The following is a 24,034-nucleotide window of genomic DNA, read 5'->3' as shown; positions in this document are numbered from 1 at the left end:
TGGTGCTCTAAATGGTAGTCAAGTACCAAATTTTGGCTCACTCATGCGGGTTTTGTGAAATAAAATGCACCACAAACTTAAACAAATGCATTATATCTGTGCATATTTCTTATGAATCTGCGTTTTTTCAAAGGTTTACAGCTTGTGAGCAAGATTTAAACCATGGTTTGGGAGTGTAAATATCTTTGGCGTAACGAAAATTTTAGTGGCGCTTTATAACTGATCCAAATCAGGGCGCGTGATTGCGTTGAGCGTGAGGCTGCGCCGTAGCGCCGATATGTGAGCGTCGACAATCTACACATCGGCAATGTACTCATCGACAGTGATCACACACACTGCCGATTTCCTTAACGTGCACTGGCGAGAAATGACGCGATAAAGGGGTTGGCCGATTCTGCCTCCTGGCGCACACCCAGGTGAATATGCTTGTGCACACCCTGTTGCCCCAGGCGCACGGTGGTAATCGCCAGCTCGCCGCGCATTTGCTCCACCAGCCACAGGGGAAGGCAAGCCACACCGCGGCGGGCGGCTACCAGCTGAAGCATCATTTCGGTGGCTTCTATGACTTTGTGTTTGCGGGGCTGGCACTGGCCGGGGAGCAGAAATTCCGTATAGATGTCGAGCCGTGACGGCTCTACCGGGTAGGTATAGAGCACCTTGTCGGAGAGCGCGTGCGGCGCTATCCATTCTTCGTTGGCCAGGGAATCGTGGCGGCTGACAACGAGCACTTGCTCATAGGCGAAGCAAGGGTGGAATTCAACACCGCTGCGGGCAAGCGGGTCGGGGGTGACCAGGATGTCGATATCGTAATTGAAGAGCGCCGCCATCCCCCCGAACTGAAATTGCTGTTTTACGTCCACGTCGACGCCTGGCCATTGCGCCAGAAACGGCTCGACAATAGTCAACAGCCACCGATAGCACGGGTGGCATTCCATACCGATCCGCAAGCTGCCGCGGTTGCCCTGGGCGAAGTCCGCCATGGCGTCGTCCAGGCGCTCCAGCTGGGGTAATAACCGTTGCGCTTCGAGCAATAAGTGGCGGCCCGCTGTGGTTAACTGGAGCTGTCTCCCCTGTTTTATCCACAGACTTACACACAGTTGTTGCTCCAGTTTTTTAAGCGCGTGGCTGAGCGCAGATTGAGTGAGATGAAGCGATTGTGCCGCGCGCGTCAGTGAGCCCTGGGCATCGATTTCGCGCATGATGCGCAAATGCATTCGATCAATCATATGAATTGTATTCATGAAAAAATGAAATAATACCATTTTTATTCATTAATTAGCCTGCATAGACTGCCCGCCAACATTTACTGACCTTGGGAGGGCACGATTGTGGTTACTGTGCATAATTTGGGATACCCACGTATTGGCGCGGCGCGCGAATTGAAATTTGTACTGGAAAAATATTGGCGCGGGGACGCACACGAGCAGCAACTGCAAGGGGTCGCCAGCGAATTGCGCCAGCAGCACTGGACACATCAGCAGGCCTGCGACTGGGTGCCGGTGGGGGATTTTTCACTCTATGACCAGGTACTGGACGCCAGCGTGATGCTCGGCAACCTGCCAGCCCGTTTTGCTCACCTGCCGCCTACTGAACTGGCGACCTATTTCGCGGTTGCGCGCGGCGTGCAGGGCGACGAGGCGGCGTCTGCCTGCGGCCATCACGGCGGCGATGCGGCGGAAATGACCAAGTGGTTTGACACGAATTATCACTATCTGGTGCCAGAGGTTAGCGCTGATACCCAGTTCTCGCTAAACAGTGAGCGTTTACTTACGCAGTTGGCGGAGGCGCACAGGCTTGGAGTGCGCGCCAAGCCCGTTATTCTCGGGCCGCTGACTTATCTGTGGCTGGCGAAAGCGAAAGACGGCAGTGACCCGCTGGCACTCCTCGACAGGCTCCTGCCGGCATACCAGACGTTGCTCAGCCAGTTGGCCGATGCGGGTGCCGACTGGGTACAAATTGATGAGCCCATATTGGTAACAGAGCTGGACCACAACTGGCAGCACGCATTCAGTCGCGCCTATCACGGGTTGCAGCAACGCGGTATTCGCCTGCTTCTGGCGACGTATTTTGGGCCCCTGCGGGACAACCTGCAGCTCGCCTGCCAGTTACCGGTTGCGGGTATTCACCTGGATGCTGTGCGCGGCCGCGACGACGTGCCTCGCCTCGCCGACTGGCTGGGTGATCATAAAGTGCTGTCGTTGGGGGTGGTGGACGGGCGCAATATTTGGCGCACCGACCTCAATGCTACCTTGGACTGGCTCGCGCCCATCGCCGAGAAATTTTCACAGCGCCTGTGGTTGGCGCCTTCCTGTTCGTTGTTACACGTCCCCGTGGATGCCGATGTGGAAACCGATATGGACCGGGAAATTCAGGGCTGGTTGGCTTTTGCCCGCCAGAAACTGGCCGAATTGACGCTCTTGCGGCATGCTTTGAACCACGGCCGCGACAGCGTGGCCGGGCAATTGGCAGCCAACGCCAGCGCCATTCGTGCGCGCCGGGAGTCGCGCCGGGTTACGGTGGCGGCGGTACAAAAGCATTTCGCCCAGGTCGATGGTAGTTGGGGGCAACGGGCGAGCGCATACCCGCAGCGTAGCGAGAAGCAGGCGGCGATACTGGCGTTGCCGCCCTTTCCTACCACCACGATCGGCTCATTTCCGCAGACGGCCGATATACGCAAGGTGCGCAAGCAGTATAAAAGTGGCGCGTTGAGCGAACAGAATTATCGCGCGGCCATGGCCGCCGCCATCGCGGAAGCTGTATCCATACAGGAGCAGTTGGGCCTTGATGTACTGGTGCACGGTGAAGCCGAGCGCAACGACATGGTCGAATACTTTGGCGAACAGCTGGAGGGTTTCGTGTTCAGCCGGTGCGGCTGGGTGCAGTCGTACGGTTCGCGCTGTGTTAAACCGCCGATTATCTACGGCGATATTCAACGCCCCTACCCGATGACCGTCGACTGGATTAAGTACGCTCAATCATTGACCAGTAAACCCATGAAAGGCATGCTCACAGGCCCGGTGACCATGCTGAACTGGTCGTTTGTGCGCGACGATCAGCCGCGCAGTCTCACCTGTCAGCAGCTGGCGCTGGCGATCCGCGCTGAAGTACAGGATCTTGAACGCGCCGGCATTGGCATTATCCAGATCGATGAAGCCGCGTTGCGCGAAGGCTTGCCGTTGCGGCGCAGCGAGTGGCAAGGCTATCTGAATTGGGCGGTGGAAGCGTTTCGGGTAGCGGCCAACGGTGTTGCAGACGAAACCCAGATCCATACCCATATGTGTTACAGCGAGTTTAACGACATTATCGGTGCAATCGCGCATATGGACGCAGATGTCATCACAATAGAGACCAGTCGATCACATATGGAGCTGTTAGACGTATTTCGTGACTTCCACTACCCCAACCAGATCGGACCCGGTGTTTACGATATACATTCACCTGCAATTCCCTCGGCGGAGCAGATGGTGGCGCTTATAACGCGCGCGGCACAGACGATTCCGGCGGAGCGGCTGTGGGTAAATCCGGATTGCGGCCTGAAAACCCGGCGTTGGGAGGAAGTATTACCAGCGTTGCGACATATGGTGAATGCCGCGCAAACACTCCGCGAAAAAGCCGGGTAGCGCCTGACCTGCTTGACGTTCGGCGCTTTTATTTGCGCGCCTTGGGCGCTATAGTTCCCGGCAGGTTCATCGGTGCTGTACTGGCAGTTGCCGCAGCCTCTGGGGTGGCGAGTTTGCTCGGCCAGACTCCGCCAACCCGATAGCGCCTTGTCATGATTCGATTGTTACTCGTTTTAGTTCTCGCCATCAGCTCAACCTTGCTGCGCGCCGATCTACTCCCGGCAGAGTCTCTGCAGGCCGTTGCCTGCGAGCTCGCTGCGTCCGCTGAACTGGACGATGACAGCGCTGATTTCGATGCTTTGGTCCATCAGGTAGCGACTGTGTCCCCCAGAGCAAGACCTGATGCGATGGAAGCGCGCCTTCCGTCTGGCGCGGCCGGATTCAGTTGCGACCATCAACTTATTCGTGCCCCTCCCCCCTCCCTTGCGTAAGCTTGAAAGATTGCCTGCTCGCCAGGCGTTGTTGAGTGCTGCATGCGGAGTTGTTGAGTGAATAATCGTGCGTTAACACTGTTCCTACTGGCCTTACCCCTGGGTTTAATGGGCTCAGTGCAACTGGTGTTTGCCGGTGTCAGCCATTTTATTTTCGACGACCATGAAGAAGTGGAGTTTCTCCTGCCCGCACTGGGGCTAGTCGCCTGCTCGCTCGTCTTATTGCTGTTCAAACGGCGGATAAATATGCAAAGCATTGGTTATCGCACGGCACTGCTGTACGCGGTGGTCACCTGGGTGGCAATGGGCGTGACTGGTGCGATTCCGATCATTAATGCGACCGGGGTGTCGTTTACCGATGGGGTGTTTGAGTCAGTCAGCGCGCTGACTACCACTGGCGCAACTGTACTGAGCGGTCTGGATGCCATGCCGAAAACGTTTTTGATGTACCGCCAGTTTTTGCAGTGGCTGGGGGGCCTGGGGGTGGTGATTTTTGTGGTTGCGGTATTGCCCATGCTTAACGTGGGTGGCATGCGACTGTTGAAAGCCGAGACTCCGGGGCCGATAAAAGACGACAAGCTCACCCCCCGCATTGCCAGTACCGCGCACTATTTGTGGCTGGTGTATCTTGCGATCACCTTGCTCTGCGCGCTTGCCTACTGGGCGGGCGGCATGTCTTTGTACGATGCAATCGCGCACAGCTTCACCACGGTTTCGACCGGTGGCTTTTCCACCCACGATGCCAGCATGGGGTACTTTCAGAGTCACACGCTATTGATGATTTCCAACGTGTTTATGCTCGCTGGAGCAATAAACTTTGCGTTGCATTTTCGTGTGTGGGAATCGCGGGACTTTATCGCTTACTGGCAGGATGAGGAAAACCGGGTATTTATACTCACCGTGCTTGCCATGACTGCGGCAATCACCTGGGTGCTGGTGAGTAGCCATTATAGTGAACTGACTCTGGAGACGCTGAGTGACACGCTGTTTCATGTGATTTCGTTTATTACCAGTACCGGCTATGGCGCGAGCAGTTTTACGGAGTGGCCAGTGCTGGCCACTTTTCTCCTGGTGATTGCCGGGTATATGGGCGGATGTGCCGGGTCCACTGCCGGCGGCAATAAGTTCGTGCGCAATATTCTCGCGGTTAAATACGTTGCGCGGGAGATGAAACGACTGGTGCATAACTGGGGGATGTTCTCGATCCACTACCAGGGCCGGGCAATCGAAAATTCGGTACTTAATGCGACCATGTCGTTTTTGTTTCTAACCGCCATCAGCAGCCTGGTGTTTTCATTGGTGCTGGTGGCCACCGGGTTGGATTTCTGGTCCTCAATCACAGCGGTGGCTGCCTGTGTGAATGTGCTCGGCCCGGCGTTTGGTGAACTGGGGAGTAATTTTCAGCCGGTGAGCGACGTCGGCACCTGGGTGCTCAGCTTCGCTATGATTCTCGGCCGTCTGGAATACTTTACTGTGCTCGCAATATTGTCCCCGATGTTCTGGAGACGCTAAAATCGGCGCCCGGTGCCGGCGAGTGCCGCTAATAATAAGGAGCCCCTCGGTCGTATGGAATGCCGAACCCCATTTTACTGTTTCATTGCTGTGGTGTGCCTGAGCTACGCGGTTTTAGCGCATGGCGAAATTTATCAGTGGACAGACAGCAACGGTAAAGTCCATTTTAGCGATCAGCGCCCGCGCGCAGACCAGTTAAGCGACGTTGTGCCCGAGAGCCAGGCGCACCGCTGGCACGGCTTCAAAATTGCGATTACCGACAAAAGTCAAAGCCTCACCGCGGCGGAAGTCCGCAAGATCGAAACTGGCGTCAACCACGTATATTGGCTGTATGACCGGGTGTTGTTCTTCGATATGTACAAAACCGTTCCGGTGAATATCACCATTCTGGCGGACGAGGCCGACTACTACGCGTACTTGCAAGAGAAACTTGGGCCAGACGTACCGCCTTCGCGGGGAATGTACCTGCGCGCCGACAACCAGATCGTGGCCTATATCCAAAAAGATCGGGCGCGTAGCTTCCGCACCATCAACCACGAAGTCAGTCATGCGCTATTGGCAACCCTGGCGCCTCACACCGCGGCCTGGTTGAACGAGGGCTTGGCGGAGCAGGCGGAGTTGCTGCAGGAAAAATTGGGAGATATGCGAATTCTGGGCGATCGCGGCCAGTTCCGAACCACGGTAAATGGCTATGCCGATGAATCCCTGCCGCCCTTGCGCGAATTTCTAGCCATGCACAGTGGAGAGTGGTCGCGCACCAACCGGCACGGCAACTATGGCTTGCAATCCTACACGGGCACCTTCTGTTATTTTCTTTTTAATAGTGTGCAAGGGCGTGCCTTACTGACGCGTTTAATCCACCGCTACGAGCGCGGAACGCAGGGAACAGCCGTGGCGCTGGTGGACGAATTCTATACAGGAGGTGTGGATATGCTCGAAGTGCAGTGGCAGGCGTTTTTACGCGGGGCTCCGCCGCGCTACATCACGCTGCAATAGCCCACCCGTCACACATTGATCTTGTAGTTAAGGTCGCGTGCTTCGTCGCCTGTCATGCCGCGAAAACCCCACTGGTGCGGCGCCTGCTCCTTGATCACGATTTCCACATCTATCGGCGCCAGACCAAGGTCGCGCTCGATTTCGCGAAACAACGTTTTAATCAGCGTTTTCTGGGTGTCTACTGTGCGGCCAGCCATCATATTGATTTCGATAACGGTGTAAGCAGAACTGCGCCCGCCGGGGTAGTAAAAATCTTCTTCCGCCAGGTGTACGAACCGGTGTGCCCGTTTATCTTCCGGCAAACCTAAAACCTGCTGCATACAGCGGTGAATCGTGTTGGAGAGTACAGACGTTTTTGGCTTCAATTGGCTGCCAATACCATAAATTACGATCATCGGGGTGTCCTGGAGGATAGCGGAAAAGGCGTCAGAGCTTAGCGCAGGTGGGGTGAATGAAGGTGCCGCTCGTTAGGGCAACCGGCTGATCCAGCGATTGCGGCCCTGGGATTTGGCCGCGTACAAGCGCGCATCCGCTTGGCCCAAAAACAAATCCTGGGTATCGCCGGCGGAAGGCAGATGGGTAAATACGCCAAGTGACAAGGTTACCAGTGGTGCTGCACGCGCGTGTTCGTTGGGAATTTCGCGAGCCAGAACGGCGAGGCGCAGGCGTTCTGCGTAGATCTCTGCATCGGCTGGCTGAGTGTTCGCCAACAGAATTGCAAACTCCTCGCCGCCAACCCGAAAAGCAAAATCCGCACTGCGTCGGCTGCTTTTGGTTATGACTTTTGCCACCGCCTGCAAGGCCAGATCGCCCTGCGCGTGACCGTAAGTGTCGTTTAGCTTTTTGAAGTCATCAATATCGAGATAGATCAGGGTGAGAAAGTTACGCTGACGCCGCGCGCGATTGATTTCCCGCTGCAGTACGGTGTCGAAATGACGCCGATTGAACAGGCCAGTGAGTTGGTCGGTAATGGCCAGGTTCACCAACTCGCGATTAGTGGCTTCGAGTTTGTTTTGAATGTCATTGCGCTGCGCGCGCTCGCGCAGCAAGGCAAGCGTGCGGCTAGCCAGCTGGCTGTGCATATTCAACAGTGTATCGACAAATACCGTGAGCAAGTTGTTCGCCCGGCTTTTCGCCAACGCTTTGGCTGCTTTCGGGTCGAGTCCGCTCTGGATCGCCAATACTGCGTCGGCAAGTTTTTTATCGTCCTCCAATATGTGGCAGAGCAACCAGCGTACAAGGAAACGAAAGGTGCGCTCGATGGCCTGGTCTGCGTCGAGGTTTTCGTCTCTCCCACTCAGCCTGTTCAGGCTCGGAATAAAATGCGCGTGTTCCCGCTGGTGCGCGCTAAACCAGGCGTCGCCAGCGAGATATTTTTCCCAGATAGCCTCTTCGGTGGCGAAGTGATAGCCTGCGTAGTCGGCTAGATCAGCGTAAATATGGTCGGCGTCTGCTGGCGACCCTACCATGAGGCAATGGGCCAGGCGATTGGTTAGCGCCACCAGACGCTGGTGCTGTTCGTCGATAATATCAATCCCGGTTTCCAGGTTTTTGTCCCATCGGAATACCGGGTTGGCATCACATTCAAGGGCGTGGTGAAATATCACGGCTGGCTCTCCTCACGATGGATGAGGCGCAAGAAATTGTGCAGAAAACATTCATTTACCCTGAGCATAGCAGAGCCTGGTCGAACGCCGGATTTCACTTACACTTGTATGATGATGGCCGATAATTAGCCGCTAAATTCCGTCTTTTCCCCTCGAATCCCCACAACAAGGAGTACCCCCGCCTTGATTAAACTTACTGTAAACGGCAAGTCATTGGAGTTGGATGCCGACCCCAATATGCCTCTGCTCTACGCGCTGCGCGATATCGCCGGAATGACCGGCACCAAATTCGGTTGCGGTGTCGGCCAGTGCGGCGCCTGTACGGTGCACATCAACGGCAGCCCGACCCGCTCTTGTTTAACCCCTGTCTCGGCAGTTCAAGGCACTAAAATCACCACGATTGAAGGCTTGGCTGACGGAGATACGCTTCATCCCTTACAGCAGGCGTGGCTGGACAATTCAGTGCCCCAGTGCGGTTACTGCCAAAGCGGGCAACTGATGAGTGCGGCGGCGCTGCTGGCTGGCAACCCTTCTCCCTCTGATGCGGATATCGACACCGCGATGCAGGGCAATATCTGCCGCTGTGGTACCTACCCCCGTATTAAAAAGGCGATTAAACAAGCGGGCGTGCAGATTCAGGAGGTGAAGCATGGTTAATGTGGTGCAATTGGATCGTCGGCGCCTATTCAAAACAACGGGCTTGATCGGCGGCGCTCTAGTGTTGGGGGTGCAACCGTCATTGGGTGCTGCGGCGCCTGCAACCATGGGTAGCGCACTCACCCTGTTCGTGAGCATTGCCACCGATGGCAGAGTTACTATCGCCAGCCATCGCGCGGAAATGGGTCAAGGCATCAGCACCAGTACGCCGCAGATGATTGCCGACGAACTGGAGGCGGACTGGGACAAGGTCGAGGTGGTGCTGGCGCCGGGCAACAGCGGCTTTGGCGATCAGAGCACGGGCGGTTCCGCGTCGATTCGCGAGTACTACGAGGATATTCGCCGCGCCGGTGCGGTGGCGCGCGAAATGCTCAAGCAGGCCGCCGCCGAGCAGTGGGGTGTGGCCGTTAGCGAGGTCGCAGCGAAAGACCACGGGGTGGTGCATAAAGTATCGGGTAAAACACTGGGTTTCGGTGAACTCGCGGCAAAAGCGGCGAAATTGCCGGTACCGGATGCCGAATCCGTTACCCTGAAAAATCCAGCGGATTTCAAATATATCGGCAAAGATTTTGGCATTCGCTTTCAAGACCAGATCGTTACCGGCCGTGCCAAGTACGCACAAGATATTCAGCGCGAAGGCATGCTGGTCGCCAGTATTGAGCGACCGCCCGTGGTGCTGGGCAAGGTGAAAAGTTTCGACGCCAGCGAAGCGAAGAAGGTGCCTGGGGTGGTGGATGTGGTGCGCCTCAAAGATCGCGGTGCGCCGATGAATACTCGCCCGGTGGGTGGTGTAGCGGTACTGGCAACTAATACCTGGGCCGCTCATGAAGGCCGCAAAAAATTAAAGGTGACCTGGGATCTGGGCCCGAACGCGAGCCATAATACCGACAGCTACACGCAAGAGCTGATTGCTGGCGTTGAAAAGCAAGGCATTGCCGTGCGTGCCGCTGGCGATGTCTACGCTCACAAGTACGACGCCGCTAATACGGTTGAAGCGACTTACGTTGTGCCTTATCACCACCATATGATGATGGAAACCCCATCCGCCACGGCCTGGCTTGAGGGCGATAAGTGTGTGGTGTGGACGGGCAGCCAGACCCCGCAGTGGGGACAGGCGCTGATTTGTCAGGAACTGGGCTGGGACCCGAAAAAAGACACCGGCCGGGTGGAATTTAATCAGGTGCTCATGGGGGGCGCATTCGGTCGCAAAGGTAAAAACGATTTCGCAATCGAGGCCGTCGAGCTGACCAAGGCAACTGGCAAACCAGTGAAAGTGGTCTGGACGCGGGAAGATGACGTCAAACATGGCTTCTACCATTCCATAGCGGCGAACTATTTTAAAGCAGAAGTGACGCCGAAAAAGAGTGCGGACTTCTGGGTTCAGCGGGTGTTACATCCGCAGATCGGCTGGATTTTTAACCCTGAAACTGACCAGCCGGACACCGGTAATCTGTCGCAGAACTTTGCCGACCTGCCCTTCCAGCTCGATAACCTTAGCTGCGAAACCAACAAGGTCAAAACCCATTTGCGCATTGGCTGGTTCCGCGCGGTGCAAAACATTCACAATGCCTTTGCCCGGGGGTGCTTTGTGGATGAGCTGGCGGAAAAGGCCGGAATTTCGACAGCGCAAATGTGGTACAACCTAATTGGTGAAGACCGCACTGTAGACCCTGGTGCCGAGGGATTTGAGGGCTGGAGCAACTACGGGCAAAACCCCAAACCCCAGTACGCGCTGAAAACAGCACGCATGAAGCATGTTATTCGCGAAGTGGTGCGCTTGTCTGGCGCCGATAAAGCGGCGGCGGACAACGAGGGCTGGGGCATTGCTTATGCCACCAGTTTCAATTCCTATGTTGCCGCAGCGACCAAAGTTCGAGTGGTTGGCAAAAAACTGACCGTGCTGGAAATGCACACAGCGATCGACACCGGGACCGTCATTACGCCAGACAGAGTGAAATCCCAGATGGAAGGCGCGATGATTATGGGCTTGAGTCTGGCGATCAGCGAGATCACCGTGCGCGACGGCGCGATTGTACAGGGCAATTTTCACGACTACCCGGTGGCACGTATGCCTCAGGTTCCGCCATTACATGCCCATATTATCGCCAGCGACGAAGCGCCAGGTGGCGTAGGTGAGCCGGGCCTGCCGCCGGTGTTGCCCAGTCTGGTGAATGCGATCTATCACGCGAGCGGGCGTCGGTTGCGCCATATGCCGGTTACGCGCGAGCTGGAGGTGTAGTTTGCGGTGTGGTTTTCAGTTGTGGTTTTGGCTTGTATTTTTGAAGTGTGGTTTGAAGCTGTAGTCCGCGATTAAAGTCAGCCGTTAAAATGGAAAAGGCGCCGTTTAGGCGCCTTTTTTTTACATCGAAAACTATCTTTACTCTTCTTTGCAGCCAGGAAAACCTGCTGGGAGTCGTTCAAGACGAATATTGGCAATACCAATTGTCATTTTCCCGTCGGTACTAAGCAGGAAGGGGCCTTTGATTTTAGTAAGATCAAAGTCGTCGCTTTTGAAGCAATTAAGCGGCATCCATAATAGAGACCACTCTCCCTTTTTAAATTCACGAAGTTTCCTAGCTATCGGTACTTCCGCACGACAGGGGTAGCCGCAGTCCATGCCGAGCTGCACATCTTTGCTGGGTTTCTGATCTACACGTACATCAAAAGCAAGTGCGGTGAGATCTTTATATTTTTCCAAGTCCATAGCCGGGCCATTCAGCGCGAGCGTTCCTTTGACCTTTTTGTGGCTCCAGGTGACGTGTATCGCGTCGTTTTTAGCTTTATAGTCTGTAGGCTCCATCTTTAGTTTTCTGCCCTTTGATTCAGCGGTAAAATTTTGAGCAGGTATGCCGTTCCAGTTATCGGGATCACTCACCGCAAATCCCCGTGGCCCCACGATATTGCCATTAAAATAATAGAAAAAATCCGGATTAAGCTGCTGGCTATCGGCTGCCTGGGTTACTGGTGCAAACCAGGTGCTTGCCAAACACAGTGCAGCAATCCAAAGGGCTTTTGTTGTAGTGCGAATCATGGTCACGCCTCCGCTTGTTATGTTGGTAGTGTTATTTTTAGCCCGCGGGTGATACGCCACTGGCGCGAGCCTAGTCGCCCAAAAAGGTGTCGATGGTAGCAATGCTGCCGTCGGCCCGATGGACAAGTTCAGTCATTTTGGGGCTGCGCAGATGGTCCTGTCCGGACAGCCCGATGTCGTGGTAAAACAGGTACCATTTGCCGTTAAATTCAGTGATGGCATGTTGGGTGGTATTGCCGGTTACCGCCTCTACAAGCTTGCCCTGCCAACGAAAAGGCCCGTAAGGGTTGTTGCTGGTGGCGTACTGGATCAGGTTAGTGTCGCCGCTGGACCAGCTCAGGTAGTAGGTGTTGTGGTATTTATGCACCCAGGTGCCCCCGCCGAAACGTCGCTCTGTATCTCCAAAATTGACCAGGTTGCCGGTATCGTCTTGCAGTGCGATCTCCGTCAGCGGGTGCTCTAACGAAACCATATCCGGATTGAGCTTGGCCATGCGCGGCATCAACGTTGGTGAACGCGGCTGTGGATAATTATCAGCGGCGAGATAGCTGTCGCCCAGCCAGCGCTGTAATTGGCCGTCGCCGATACCGCCCAGATAAAGGTAGTAGGAACCGTCGTCATCTTCAAAAATGCAGGGATCAATACTGTAGCTGCCAGCGATAGGGTCGGGCCTGGGCTGGAATGGCCCTGCCGGGTTGTCCGCAGTGGCGACGCCGATGCGGAATACGCCGCGGTCATCTTCGGCAGGAAAATACAGGTAGAAGGTGCCGTCGCGCTCAATGGCGTCAGGTGCACCCAGCCGATCGCGGGCCCAGGGCACATCGCCGACATGCATAATCGGCCCGTCGTGGCGAATGTCACCCCCCACCGTGTTCATGGAGAACACGTGATAGTCCACATGTTCGGGCTTGCCGGAAGCCGTTTCGCCATCGTGGGTGGGGTAAACATACAGGCGCCCGTCGAAAACCCGTGCAGAAGGCGCACCGGCGTAGATGTCGGTGATAAGCGGTGCACTGATGTAATCGCTGTCTTTGATATCGGAGGTACTGGGTGGAACATCCTCGGTTGCCCTGTCGCAACTGACCAGACCAATAAGGCTTACGCTGAGAAGAGTCCTTTTAATCATTGTCGAGTGTCTCATTGTTATGGCGGATACAAGCGCCAATTAAAGCAGATTTATAGTCGGTACCCAACGGGAAATCCGACCGCCCTGGTCTAAATTTGATCGGGCTCAGCGAGAAAGTTCACACTGCAAGTATAGGTGGGATTGGCGGAATAACCCGCCAGTTTGAGAGGACAGCGCGCAAGCCCGGAGACAAAGCGCGCTGTGCAGTAGGCGGTACTTACTTGCGCGGGCTTTCCTGTGGTCCCAGGTAGCTGGGCTTAAGGCCGCCCGTATCAATCATGATTTTCTGGAAGGTGACCGCCGGGTCAACCATATAGATACGCAGTTTGGTGCGACCGGGTTCTTCCACCGTATGGCGGCTGGTGCTGATGCGGCGGTTGTCGGAAACAACCTTGCCCCACGCGCCATCGGTGCCATTGAAGCCTTCGAGGAAATCCACCACTTGCGGCTTTTCGTCGCCGAGCGCAATAGCGTAACGCAAGCCGCGACCCGGGAAAATGGGCCAGCTGGGCGCCATGACCAGATTGACATCAAACTCACCTTTATTGAAGAAAGTGAGGTCGTACTCCAGATAGGGTGCCTGTGTTGGATCTTCAAAGACCTGGTCGGTAACCGGCAGTGGCGTCATGCCGCTGTGGGTGTGACCGTAACCGGGGATCTCCGTCCACGCGATACCTTTACTGGCACTACCGCGACTGGCACTGGCGGCTTCGATAGCGATATAGCCGTCGGCTTCAAGAAAGCCTTTGGCTCGGCGTTCCAGTGACTTGTTGGGTTTGTATGCGCTTACTTTTATACGTGCGCGGTTCCAACTGGGTCCTTTGGCACCAATGCTGCCGGTGGACGTACCTTCTGGCAGCTTTTTCCAGTCGATGGAAACCGTAATGCGCTCGGTGCCCTTGGTTTTGCCTCCAGTTTTACTCAGCTTGATCCAGTCGTCGCTTGGCGTGAGTGTGTAACCGAATTCGCGCGTACCCCGGTTATACACGTCGAGCCAGCGTGAATCTTGCCCGTTTTGGTCGAATGCCAATGCCTGGCCGCCGTTGTCTGGCCAGATGTTGGGGTTGCCCTCCACAGCAATACTCATTTCTGCGTAGTTGCCTGGCATGTAATCGTAAGTTACCGGCATCTGGTCCCCTTCCGGGTTGTTCCAGTTGGTGTAACCGATGTGCGGCTGGTTCATGAAGTTGTTCCACTTGCCGCCGTTTATGCTGTGATATTTATCCTTCAGCGCGGCATCCTGGGCGAACAGATCCAGAGCTTTCTCTGCATAATTATTGGCATTGTTGCGACTTTGATTCGCATACAGGCGGTTTTCACCTACAGCGATGTTCAGCAAAGTGACGGTGGCGGTTGCTTTAACCGGGTGGAGCACAAGCTGAAAGTAAGCGTCTTGCTTGTCAGCAGGGATTTTTTTCGCCAGTGCTTCAGCGCGAACCACCAGATCCTCCAGCTCCGCTTTTACCCGTTCCGCTTCCCGGTAGTTGAGCAGGTTATAGGTGTCGGGCTTGATCAGCTCTGGTTTGCGGCGGCCACTATGACGCGTGTAACCACTCACTAAGGCTTCGATTTCAGCTGCGTACTCAGGGCCAAATTCACGCTCCGCCCAAAGTCGGCCAAACTCCTGTAAGCGCGTTTGGGGCCAGCGTTCCGGGTCCCATGCCATGCGCAGGAAGAACTCGATGGGAAACTCCATCGGCTTAAGGTCGCCCACGTTGGTGATCCAGATTTTGTTGGCGTCGTAGTTGTACGCCAGGTTCATCTGCTCCCAAATGCGGGAGATGGGCGTGTTGTTAATCCAGCGGTAGGATACCGGGCCACCCACGTAATCGAAGTGGTAGTAGACCCCGGCGCCGCCGCTGCGCTTGCGTTCTTCCGGGGTTGGCAGGCGGCGTATATTGCCCCAGTTATCGTCAGTCCACAGCAGGATGACATCGTCGGGGACACGCATGCCTTTTTCATAGTAAGCCTGTACCTCTTTGTACAGACACCATACCTGGGGCACTTCTTCGAGTGGTTGGTCGGTGAAAACATTGCCGAGAATCTCGCGCTGATCGTGCACGATTTTCTCTAGCAGGCCGATGTTTTCCCCTTCACTCATGGGCTTATCTTCCTGACCGCGCATGCCGAGAGTGTAAATGCTCTCGTAGTCTTTGTTGCGCTTGGCGCCGTCGACCCAGAAGTCGTACAGGTTTTCGGGGTTAGAGGAGTATTCCCACACGCCCTTGCCGTGACGGTTCCATTCTTTGTCGGCGCGCATCATAGGTTCGTGGTGGGAGGTACTCATGACGATCCCATACTCGTCGGCGAGAATCATATTCTGTGGATCGTCGTCGGCGAAGGCGTTATTCCACATAGCCGGCCACAGGAAGTTCGCCTTCAGGCGCAACAGCAGCTCAAACACTTTTACGTAAAACTCGTGGGTGTAGTTGCCGTGATTGGCCGCCACCCAGCTGGACAGTGCGGGTGCTTCGTCGTTGAGGAAAATACCGCGGTACTTCACTTTGGGAGCATCCTGAACGCGGGTTTTATTTAGTACATAAAGCGCGTCTTTGTGTTCCGTTGGCACGTCTGCCCAGTAGTACCAGGGAGACACGCCGATCTGCTCGGACACATCGTAGATACCATAAATAGTGCCGCGTTTATCTGCACCGGCGATGACGAGTGCGCGGTCGACGCCGGGAAGTGGGTTATTGACCACTTCCAGATGGTAGGCATCCCATTTGTCGGCGATGCGACCGGGATCGATAATCTTATCCGCGATTAACTTGTCGATAACCGGGCTTTTGCCAATGGTGCCAATAATGACTGCCTGACCTTTCAGGGTGGTGGCGTCATTCACAACTTTGGGCGTTTTGCCAGTGACGCGCTCAATGTCTGACTGCAGATCGCCGGCTGCACGGACGACGCCTTTGAAATCACCGTTGTCGACAAAGAGGGTGGCTTGTTGCTTGTCATCGACCAGTACCAGAGAACCCCGCTTGGGATTCTGCGTGATATAGCTGGCTTCACCGAGTGATGCCCAGCTGCTGGTCGACCAGAAACTGGAAAAGAAAATAAAACATAGACAGGCTTTTAACCAAAACCTGATGCGTGTACTTGCCACCATTAGTATGCTCCTAAGGCATTTTACTGCGAGAGAATCCGGTATAAGGGTTGATTGACCGGGCCCGGCTCACACCCTGATGAGTGTCCTCCGTGCCCTTGTTATTCTGCTTTAAGCGTCAAATTTGGCGGAGCGTCATATAACATGGCGTGCTCCTGCCTGGCGGGGAGGAACCCCGGTTCGCCAGCAACTTTTGTTTTTCCAGCGTTAAGCCTAGCCCAAAAACTGTTGGGATAAAGCTGCTAACGCTAAACAGGTTAATTTACCCGAGTGTTGTATACAAGTGTAAACTGACGTTGATAAGGCCGAGGAAAATTTAGTGACGGCGTAGATCAAGGACTCGATCACACCCTGGCAAGGTCAGCAACGAGAGTCTAATAGTTTAATTGACTATAACTAATTTATATGCGAATCTGGTTAATCTTTAACCAAGCGCCTACACTGTCTAACCAATCTCGTTAGCGTCGCTTATCGAATCAGGATTTTTGTTGTACCTGGAGCCACCCTTTGAAAGCCTGTATGTATTCCTTCCTCGCTGTTAAATCAGTTGTATTTGCTCTTATTCTGTTTGCACTTTCCGCTTGCGGTGGCAGTGGTAAAACCACTGTGCCAGTGCCGGAAAATCCGGTGATAACGCCAACCCCTACACCGGAGCCAACACCGACCCCGGTGCCGACGCCGGAAATCACCGTCGAACATCTACATAGCTTGGCGGATATGCCAATCGGCGTTGCCGTGGAAGCGGGTGGCGCTATTAACTCCATTCTTACCAGTACGCCTCGGCAGGCCATTGTTGAAGCGCATTTCGATACGGTTACACCGGAAAATATTATGAAGCCTTTCCTTCTGCACCCGCAGCAGGAGACGTACGATTTCGCTAACGCGGATGCCCTGATGGACTATACCGTCGCACAGGGGCTGGTGGTACATGGACATGTGTTGATCTGGCACGCGCAACAGCCAGACTGGATCAATAACTTCGCCGGTACCCAGGCTGACTGGCAGGCGATGATGGATGATCACATCGCCACTATTGTTGAGCACTTCGCGCAGAATTACGACAATGTGGTGAGTTGGGATGTGGTCAACGAAGCCTTTCTGGACGGTGGCGGTTCGCAATTGCGTGATAGCGTATGGCGCTTGGGCGTGGGCGACGATTATATCGCACGAGCGTTTACGTCGGCCCGCAGTGCCGCTGGGGCAAATGTGGACTTGTATTACAACGACTATGGCATGGAAAATAACGGATCAAAGCTGAACTCCATTCTTGCCATGGTGGATGAATTGCAGGCGAACTCCGTGCCTATTGATGGCATCGGGTTTCAAATGCATGTGAATATGGACTACCCCGACGTGGGCACATTTAAACAGGCCCTGGCGAAAGTCGTCAGCCGTGGCTTGAAGGTGAAACTGACCGAGATGGATGTAGCGCGCAGTACGCTCGATACCGACCGTATCAGTCAGTTGACGCCAGAAATGCAAATTGCGCTGGCTGATCGCTATCAGGCGCTGGTGAGTGCGTATTTGGAAGCCGTGCCGGCTGCGTCGCGCGGTGGTATCACCGTGTGGGGCATTACCGATGCCGACAGCTGGTTGAATCGAAATACGAGCCGCCTGGAGTTTGGCGTGCTTTTTAATAGCGACTTTACGCCCAAGCCAGCACTGCAGGGATTTGCTGATGCGTTAATCGAGGCGCCCTGACCAGTGAGCGCCCGAGAAAGGAATGCGATTGGGCGCGCTCAAACATAATAAAAATAGGTAGAAGAGATGAAATCTTATCGTTGGTTGCCCGTGGGTTTGTGTGTGATCTTCGCAATAGTGGCTTGCGGCAGTGAGCCCCAGCCCAGTGTCCACCCTGGGAATTTCGCCGAGCATGCGCTCAAGGTAAACTGGTTCGAATACCAGGGCCAGGATGAGGTATTTGAACAACCATTGGCCGCCGGCGAATACCAAAATCCCATTTTGTCGGGCTTCTACCCAGACCCCAGCATTACCCGCGCCGGGGACAGCTTTTACCTGGTGACGTCTTCGTTTGCCTACACCCCGGGCATCCCCATTTTTCGCAGCACCGACCTGGTGAATTGGGAGCCGTTAGGGCATGTCCTGACGCGCACATCACAGCTGGATATGACCGGCAAAGGCGTTTCGCGCGGTATCTACGCGTCAACGATTCGGTATCACGACGGCACCTTCTACGTGATCAGCACCGATGTGGACGGCATTGGCAACTTCATCGTTACCAGCAAAAACCCGGCAGAGGGGTGGTCCGACCCGATTCTTCTGCCAGAAGTGCAGGGTATCGACCCCTCGATGTTCTTCGATGACGATGGCCGTGTCTACATCACGCACAACGGTGCACCAGACGAACAGCCCCGCTACAACGGGCACCGGGCGATCTGGATATGGGAGTTGGATCTGGGGACAATGAAGGTGTTGCCAGATTCCGGCCGGGTGATCGTGAACGGTGGCGTGGACATCAGCCAGGAGCCGATCTGGATCGAAGGGCCGCACCTGTATAAAGTTGATGGCTGGTACTACCTTATGTGCGCGGAAGGTGGCACTTCACAAGATCACTCTGAAGTGATCTTTCGCAGCCGCAAGCTGACGGAACCTTTCGTGCCAGCGGCCGACAATCCGATTCTCACTCAGCGCGACTTGCCTGCGGACCGCGAAAATCCGATTGCGACTGCCGGTCACGCGGATCTGGTGCAAACAGCCAGCGGGGAATGGTGGGCCGTATTTCTGGCGACGCGCAATTACGACAAAACGTTTTTCAACACTGGACGGGAGACGTTTTTGCTGCCGGTGAGCTGGGAGAAGGGCTGGCCGCGCATTACCGCACCAGCCGCGGAAATTCCCTACCATGTTACCGCGCCCAGTGGCTTGCCACGCACGCAAGATGCGGTGCCGCTGACCGGTAACTTCACCCAGCGGGACTATTTTACTGACGGTGAACTGGGTTACGCCTGGAGTACCTTGCGCTCTAATAACCGCGGTTGGTTGCAGCCAGGTGATGACGGTGGCGTGTTGCTGAAGGCGCTACCTGAGGGGCTGGACGGACGCAATCAACCGGCGTTTATCGGTCGTAGGCAACAGCACCAGGATTTTACCGCTAAGCTGAACATGGATCTGCCGGAAAACGAAGGTGTTCTGGGCGGGCTAGCCTTATTTCAGAATGACACAGCACATTTTTTTCTGGCAGTGAAAAAATCAGGCACCTACTACCGTGTGGTACTCGAGAAGGCGTCGCAAGGCCCGGTGGATGTCGTTTCCAGCAAAGTGTTTCCAGTAAAGCCAACGCGACGGATTACCCTTGAAGTCGTATCCAAAGACAATAAATTGAGCTTTTACTACCAACCTGAGGGCGATGCCCGCGAACTCATTGGCCGCGCCCACGATGCGCGCGTGCTCAGTACGCAGTGGGCGGGTGGCTTTGTGGGTACACAGGTAGGCATTCACGCGAGAACGGCAGAATCTATTTTACCGTCTGGGGGGTAACTGGCACCCGTACTTGGGGTAGCTTTTTTTGCCTGGTTCTATCTTCTGGAAGGGACTTTTATCTTTTTGTTACTTGTACGTCGTTATTATGCGATACAGTTTGTAGAAATTTTCACGCGGACTTCGCGTAAACAACAAGATAACAAATGATAACGATCAAAAATCTCTGCAAAGCCTACGGGGATGAGGCGCAGCGGTTGCAAGTGCTCAAGGGGTTGGACCTGTCCATCCGCGAGGGTGAGCTTGTTTCCATTATGGGTTCCTCCGGTTCGGGTAAATCCACTCTGCTGAATATTCTCGGCTTGCTGGATCGCCACGACAGTGGCGTGTATGAACTGGCGGGGCAGCGGATTGGCAAATTGAGCGAATCCCAGGCCGCGCAACTGCGCAACCGCTATCTTGGCTTTGTGTTCCAGTCGTTTAATCTGCTGCCGTTCAAAACCGCGCAGGAAAATGTTGCCCTCCCCCTCTATTACCAGAAAGTCTCTCGCAAAAAGCGCAATGCAATGGCACTCGAGTATCTCGAGCGCGTCGGTTTGGCGGAGCGAGCGAATCACCATCCGGGTGAACTATCCGGCGGCCAGAAGCAGCGGGTGGCATTGGCGCGCGCGCTGATCACCGACCCGCAGGTGATTCTCGCCGACGAACCTACCGGCGCACTGGATTCCAAAACTTCCGATGAAGTCATGGCTTTGTTCAAGCAAGTCCACAGCAGCGGCAAAACCATTGTTATCGTCACCCATGAAGACGAGATTGCCGCGCAAACACAGCGTTTAATTCACCTCAAAGACGGTCAGATAATCGAAGATCGTGCCACGGCCGGGTGACGCTGTGTTTTTTGACGGACTACAGGAAATCTACTACAGCCTGAGCAGGAACAAGCTGCGCACCTTCCTCACCGCATTCGGGGTGTTCTGGGGGGTGTTTATGCTGATCTTGTTGTTGGGCGCCGGGCGCGGTTTGTCGAATGCGTCCGATAACAGTTTTGGCAGCGATGATCGCACCAGTATCTGGATCAGTGCCGGGCGCACCGCCCTGCCCTATCACGGCAGACCACCTCGGCGGCTGATCGAGTTTACCGAAGACGATATCGCCGCTGTTCAGCAGAATATTGCGGGCGTGCAATATATTTCGGCGGAAAATCGTGCGGGCGAACGCTGGCAGCGCACGGTCAATATCACCTACAAAAATCAGTCGGCCAACTTCGGTGTGTACGGGGTGGCAGACGACTTCTTCCGGATTAAAAAGTACATTGATTACCCTTACGGGCGCACCCTGAACGGTCTGGACGAGCGCGATGCGAGACGGGTTGCCCTGGTGGGCACGGTGGTCGGCGATCGCCTTTTCGGGAGCGGCGTGAATCCGCTCGGCAAGGAAATTAATTTCCATGGCATTGTGTTTCAAGTGGTGGGGGTGTTTCACGATGAGGCCAACGAAGGCCGCATGTCTGAACGGGTGTACATACCGCTGTCCACCTTCCAAAAAACCTTTGGCCGAGCCAACAAAATCGGCCAGATAACCCTTACCCCGGCACCAGGCCTCGACCCGATTGCGTTCGAGGAAAAAGTCGTCGCGTTGTTGCGCGAACGCCATGTGGTGTCGCCGGACGATACCCGGGCAATCAACGTGTTTAACTACGCGCGCCAAATGGCACAGGTCGAGCAAGTGTTCGGTGCCATTGGGGTGTTCATCTGGTTTGTCGGTTTGGGCACGCTCACCGCCGGGATTGTGGGTATCAGCAATATCATGATTATTACGGTGAAAGATCGCACCCGCGAAATTGGGGTGCGTAAAGCTCTGGGGGCGACACCGACCAGCGTGGTGCTCATGGTATTGAGTGAATCTGTGTTGCTTACTGCGGTGGCTGGCTATTTGGGGCTGGTGTTGGGCGTGGGCCTGCTGGAGCTGGTGAACCAGGCGCTGGTAGCGAGCAAGGCAAACCTGGCGTATTTTGAGCGCCCGGAAGTGGACTTGTGGATCGCGGCCAAGGCGGTGATTCTGCTGGTGGTGTGCGGTGCCCTGGCCGGGCTGGCGCCGGCAATGCGTGCCGCGAAAATTCTCCCCATCGAAGCCATGCGCGAGGAATAGCCGATGCCGTTGTTCGATGTGGATCTCTGGCAGGAAATTTACGACAGTATCAGCCGTCACAAGCTGCGCACCCTGCTCACCGCGTTTGGGGTGTTCTGGGGCATTTTTATGCTGGTGAATCTGGTCGGCGTGGGCAACGGTCTGCGCAATGGTGCCGAGGCCAGCATGTCGCTCAAAAATGGTATTTACGTCTGGTCGGGCCGCCCCACCAGCATGCCCTACAAAGGCTTGTCCAAAGGCCGCAGTGTCCGCTTGGATGACGACGACATCGCTGCGCTTCGCAATCAGGTACCCGGCTTGGATGTTATCGCACCCGGCAACGGCATGGGGTCGCAGTTTACGGTGCACGGCAGCCGCAACGATTCTTTTGAGACCTCGGGTGTCTGGCCCGTGGAAATGGTCACCAAGGGCTACGACCTTCTTGCAGGGCGACTGCTGAATGAGTTGGATCTCGCGCAATTGCGCAAGGTCGCGGTGATTGGCGAGCGCGTTCAGGAAGTGCTGTTTGCGCAAGATGAAAATCCCATTGGCGCGATGATTGAAGTCGCCGGTGTGAAATTCAAAGTGGTCGGGGTGGTGCGGCCGCAGGCGCTCAACGGCTGGGCGCAGCGGGACATGTCGAAGATATTCCTGCCCCACTCCACCCTGCGTAAAACCTTTAATCAAGGCGACCGCATACATGTGTTTACCTTAACCACCCGGCCCGGTTTTGAGCCGGAGGCGGTTGAACAAGCGGTGCTCTCGGTTCTCAAAGAGCGCCACAAGGTGCACCCGCAGGACTGGGGCGTTATCGGCAGCTACAACGCCCACAAAGACGTTAAAAAAGTGGAAGGCCTGTTTACCGGCATCAAAATGTTTAGCTGGTTTGTGGCGGTGGGCACCATTATCGCGGGCGCGGTGGGGGTGGGAAACATCATGTTGATTACCGTTGCCGAACGCACCCGGGAAATCGGGGTACGCAAAGCGCTGGGCGCGACACCGAATTCGATTGTCGGCATGGTGCTTCAGGAGTCCCTGGTGATTACGGTGGTCGCCGGGTACAGCGGCCTGGTCGCCGGGGTGCTGACACTGCAACTGATCGATACCTTCGCCAGCCGCGCGCAAGCCGGGCCCGGCACCTTTATTAATCCACAAATTGATTTTTCTACGGCGCTGGTGGCGTTGCTGGTACTGGTCATTGCCGGTGCTCTCGCCGCCGTATTGCCAGCCAGGAAGGCGGCGGCGGTCGATCCGGTGATCGCCCTGCAGGACGAATAACAAGAGATAACAACATGAAGAAATTTATTGCCATCTTTTTTGGGGTCGCTACGGTCGGGGTGTTTATCTGGACGGCCGTTTTTCTGTACCAGAAATCGCAACAGAAGCCGGTGGTGTACGAGACTCAGCAGCCCTTTGTTACGGACATTGTTGTAAAAACGGTGGCGACCGGAAAAATTATTCCGCGCAAAGAGGTGGAGGTAAAGTCGCAGGTATCCGGTGTGGTGGAAACGATTTATGTCGAAGCTGGCCAGCCAATTGCGAAGGATGCGCTGATCGCGAAAATCCAAATCATCCCCAATATGGAGCGCCTGGTGGCGGCAGAGTCGCGGGTTGAAACGGCACGACTGCGGCTGGACAATGCAAACACCGAGTTGGCGCGGCAGAAAAGCCTGTTTGCAGACCAGTTAATTCCCGAATTCGAGTTCAACAAATACCAGTACGATTTTAATCTGCAAAAAGAAGAGTTGGACGCCGCCGAAAACGCGCTGGCGATTGTGCGCGAGGGTGCATCGCAAAAAGCCGGCAAAATTTCGAATCAGGTAAAAGCCACGCTGCAGGGGTTGATTCTGGATATCCCGGTGAAGGAAGGCACCTTCGTGACGGAAACCAACACCTTTAACGCCGGTACGACCATTGCCACCGTCGCCAATATGGAAGACATGATTTTTGAGGGTACGGTGGACGAGTCGGAAGTGGGTAAAATCAGCGAAGGCATGGATTTACTGCTGAATATAGGCGCGATGGAAAAAGAACCTTTTGTAGCCAAGCTTGAATATATTTCGCCCCAGGGGGTCGATGACCAGGGCACCATCAAATTTGAAATTCGCGCGGCAGTGACGCTGCGCAAAGACCACTTCCTGCGTGCCGGATATAGCGCGACCGCTGATATCGTGCTCGATCGTGCCGACCAGGTACTCGCCATTAACGAGCGGCTGCTGTTAGTGGAAAATGGTAAAACCTATGTGGAGGTGGAAACGGCACCACAGGAATTTGAGCGCCGCGAGGTGGTGACTGGGCTTTCCGACGGGATCAATATCGAGATTGTATCGGGCATAGCGAAAGACGCCCGGTTGAAAGTGCGCTAAGGCCGTGGCTGACGGTA

At 55.2% G+C, this 24,034-nt stretch carries 18 protein-coding genes; 12 read left to right on the top strand and 6 right to left on the bottom strand.

Annotation, left to right across the window (positions count from 1 at the left end):
- Positions 1-347: 347 nt before the first annotated feature.
- Positions 348-1,262 (bottom strand): LysR family transcriptional regulator, encoded by a 915-nt coding sequence (locus TERTU_RS20800; RefSeq protein WP_015817066.1) that lies wholly within the window; start codon positions 1,260-1,262, stop codon positions 348-350.
- 66 nt (positions 1,263-1,328) lie between these two features.
- Between TERTU_RS20800 and metE the strand changes: the two genes are divergently transcribed.
- The 4 genes from metE (at position 1,329) to TERTU_RS20780 (ending at position 6,559) form a co-directional block, all read left to right on the top strand.
- Complete coding sequence (gene metE, locus TERTU_RS20795; protein ID WP_015820569.1) at positions 1,329-3,620, top strand: 5-methyltetrahydropteroyltriglutamate--homocysteine S-methyltransferase; 2,292 nt, start codon at positions 1,329-1,331, stop codon at positions 3,618-3,620.
- A 152-nt stretch (positions 3,621-3,772) separates the two neighbouring features.
- Positions 3,773-4,051 carry a hypothetical protein gene (locus TERTU_RS20790; protein ID WP_041590375.1) on the top strand — a complete coding sequence of 93 codons (279 nt, stop codon included), beginning with the start codon at positions 3,773-3,775 and terminating at the stop codon, positions 4,049-4,051.
- A 57-nt stretch (positions 4,052-4,108) separates the two neighbouring features.
- Positions 4,109-5,563 carry a TrkH family potassium uptake protein gene (locus tag TERTU_RS20785; protein WP_015819837.1) on the top strand — a complete coding sequence of 485 codons (1,455 nt, stop codon included), beginning with the start codon at positions 4,109-4,111 and terminating at the stop codon, positions 5,561-5,563.
- Positions 5,564-5,617: 54 nt separating this feature from the next.
- Positions 5,618-6,559 (top strand): DUF4124 domain-containing protein, encoded by a 942-nt coding sequence (locus TERTU_RS20780; RefSeq protein WP_015817913.1) that lies wholly within the window; start codon positions 5,618-5,620, stop codon positions 6,557-6,559.
- An 8-nt stretch (positions 6,560-6,567) separates the two neighbouring features.
- On the opposite strand, the gene TERTU_RS20775 is transcribed toward TERTU_RS20780, so the two are convergent.
- Both TERTU_RS20775 and TERTU_RS20770 read right to left on the bottom strand, forming a co-directional pair.
- Positions 6,568-6,954 carry a tautomerase family protein gene (locus TERTU_RS20775; RefSeq protein ID WP_015818360.1) on the bottom strand — a complete coding sequence of 129 codons (387 nt, stop codon included), beginning with the start codon at positions 6,952-6,954 and terminating at the stop codon, positions 6,568-6,570.
- Positions 6,955-7,026: 72 nt separating this feature from the next.
- On the bottom strand, positions 7,027-8,166 hold the full coding sequence (locus TERTU_RS20770; RefSeq protein ID WP_015818352.1) for a GGDEF domain-containing protein: 1,140 nt from the start codon (positions 8,164-8,166) through the stop codon (positions 7,027-7,029).
- A 183-nt stretch (positions 8,167-8,349) separates the two neighbouring features.
- On the opposite strand from TERTU_RS20770, the gene TERTU_RS20765 reads away from it, so the two are divergent.
- Both TERTU_RS20765 and TERTU_RS20760 read left to right on the top strand, forming a co-directional pair.
- The gene (locus TERTU_RS20765; RefSeq protein ID WP_015818828.1) at positions 8,350-8,823 is read left to right on the top strand and encodes a (2Fe-2S)-binding protein; all 474 of its coding nucleotides are present in this window, start codon (positions 8,350-8,352) and stop codon (positions 8,821-8,823) included.
- Positions 8,816-11,062 carry a xanthine dehydrogenase family protein molybdopterin-binding subunit gene (locus TERTU_RS20760; protein ID WP_015818259.1) on the top strand — a complete coding sequence of 749 codons (2,247 nt, stop codon included), beginning with the start codon at positions 8,816-8,818 and terminating at the stop codon, positions 11,060-11,062. The genes TERTU_RS20765 and TERTU_RS20760 overlap by 8 nt, the downstream gene beginning before the upstream one ends.
- Positions 11,063-11,200: 138 nt before the next feature.
- On the opposite strand, the gene TERTU_RS20755 is transcribed toward TERTU_RS20760, so the two are convergent.
- From TERTU_RS20755 to TERTU_RS20745, 3 genes are all read right to left on the bottom strand, one after another.
- Positions 11,201-11,854 (bottom strand): putative glycoside hydrolase, encoded by a 654-nt coding sequence (locus TERTU_RS20755; RefSeq protein WP_015819761.1) that lies wholly within the window; start codon positions 11,852-11,854, stop codon positions 11,201-11,203.
- 70 nt (positions 11,855-11,924) lie between these two features.
- Complete coding sequence (locus tag TERTU_RS20750) at positions 11,925-12,980, bottom strand: glycoside hydrolase family 43 protein (protein ID WP_015819027.1); 1,056 nt, start codon at positions 12,978-12,980, stop codon at positions 11,925-11,927.
- Between the two features lie 217 nt (positions 12,981-13,197).
- Positions 13,198-16,089 carry a glycosyl hydrolase 115 family protein gene (locus TERTU_RS20745; protein ID WP_015820695.1) on the bottom strand — a complete coding sequence of 964 codons (2,892 nt, stop codon included), beginning with the start codon at positions 16,087-16,089 and terminating at the stop codon, positions 13,198-13,200.
- 504 nt (positions 16,090-16,593) lie between these two features.
- On the opposite strand from TERTU_RS20745, the gene TERTU_RS20740 reads away from it, so the two are divergent.
- The 6 genes from TERTU_RS20740 (at position 16,594) to TERTU_RS20715 (ending at position 24,017) form a co-directional block, all read left to right on the top strand.
- On the top strand, positions 16,594-17,787 hold the full coding sequence (locus tag TERTU_RS20740) for an endo-1,4-beta-xylanase (protein ID WP_015819954.1): 1,194 nt from the start codon (positions 16,594-16,596) through the stop codon (positions 17,785-17,787).
- Positions 17,788-17,853: 66 nt separating this feature from the next.
- Complete coding sequence (locus TERTU_RS20735; RefSeq protein WP_015817345.1) at positions 17,854-19,584, top strand: glycoside hydrolase family 43 protein; 1,731 nt, start codon at positions 17,854-17,856, stop codon at positions 19,582-19,584.
- A gap of 146 nt (positions 19,585-19,730) precedes the next feature.
- Positions 19,731-20,411 carry an ABC transporter ATP-binding protein gene (locus TERTU_RS20730; RefSeq protein ID WP_015817714.1) on the top strand — a complete coding sequence of 227 codons (681 nt, stop codon included), beginning with the start codon at positions 19,731-19,733 and terminating at the stop codon, positions 20,409-20,411.
- Positions 20,412-20,415: 4 nt separating this feature from the next.
- Positions 20,416-21,672, top strand: a complete 1,257-nt coding sequence (locus tag TERTU_RS20725) for an ABC transporter permease (RefSeq protein WP_015817259.1) — start codon at positions 20,416-20,418, stop codon at positions 21,670-21,672.
- A gap of 3 nt (positions 21,673-21,675) precedes the next feature.
- Positions 21,676-22,929, top strand: a complete 1,254-nt coding sequence (locus TERTU_RS20720; RefSeq protein WP_015820442.1) for an ABC transporter permease — start codon at positions 21,676-21,678, stop codon at positions 22,927-22,929.
- 14 nt (positions 22,930-22,943) lie between these two features.
- Positions 22,944-24,017: an efflux RND transporter periplasmic adaptor subunit gene (locus TERTU_RS20715; RefSeq protein ID WP_015820009.1), complete on the top strand. Its 1,074-nt coding sequence runs from the start codon at positions 22,944-22,946 to the stop codon at positions 24,015-24,017.
- Positions 24,018-24,034: the final 17 nt, after the last annotated feature.

It is taken from the genome of Teredinibacter turnerae T7901, assembly GCF_000023025.1.
Lineage (GTDB): Bacteria > Pseudomonadota > Gammaproteobacteria > Pseudomonadales > Cellvibrionaceae > Teredinibacter > Teredinibacter turnerae_B.
The sequence above is the reverse complement of the archived record's forward strand: the minus strand, read 5'-3'. Positions and strand labels throughout refer to the sequence as shown.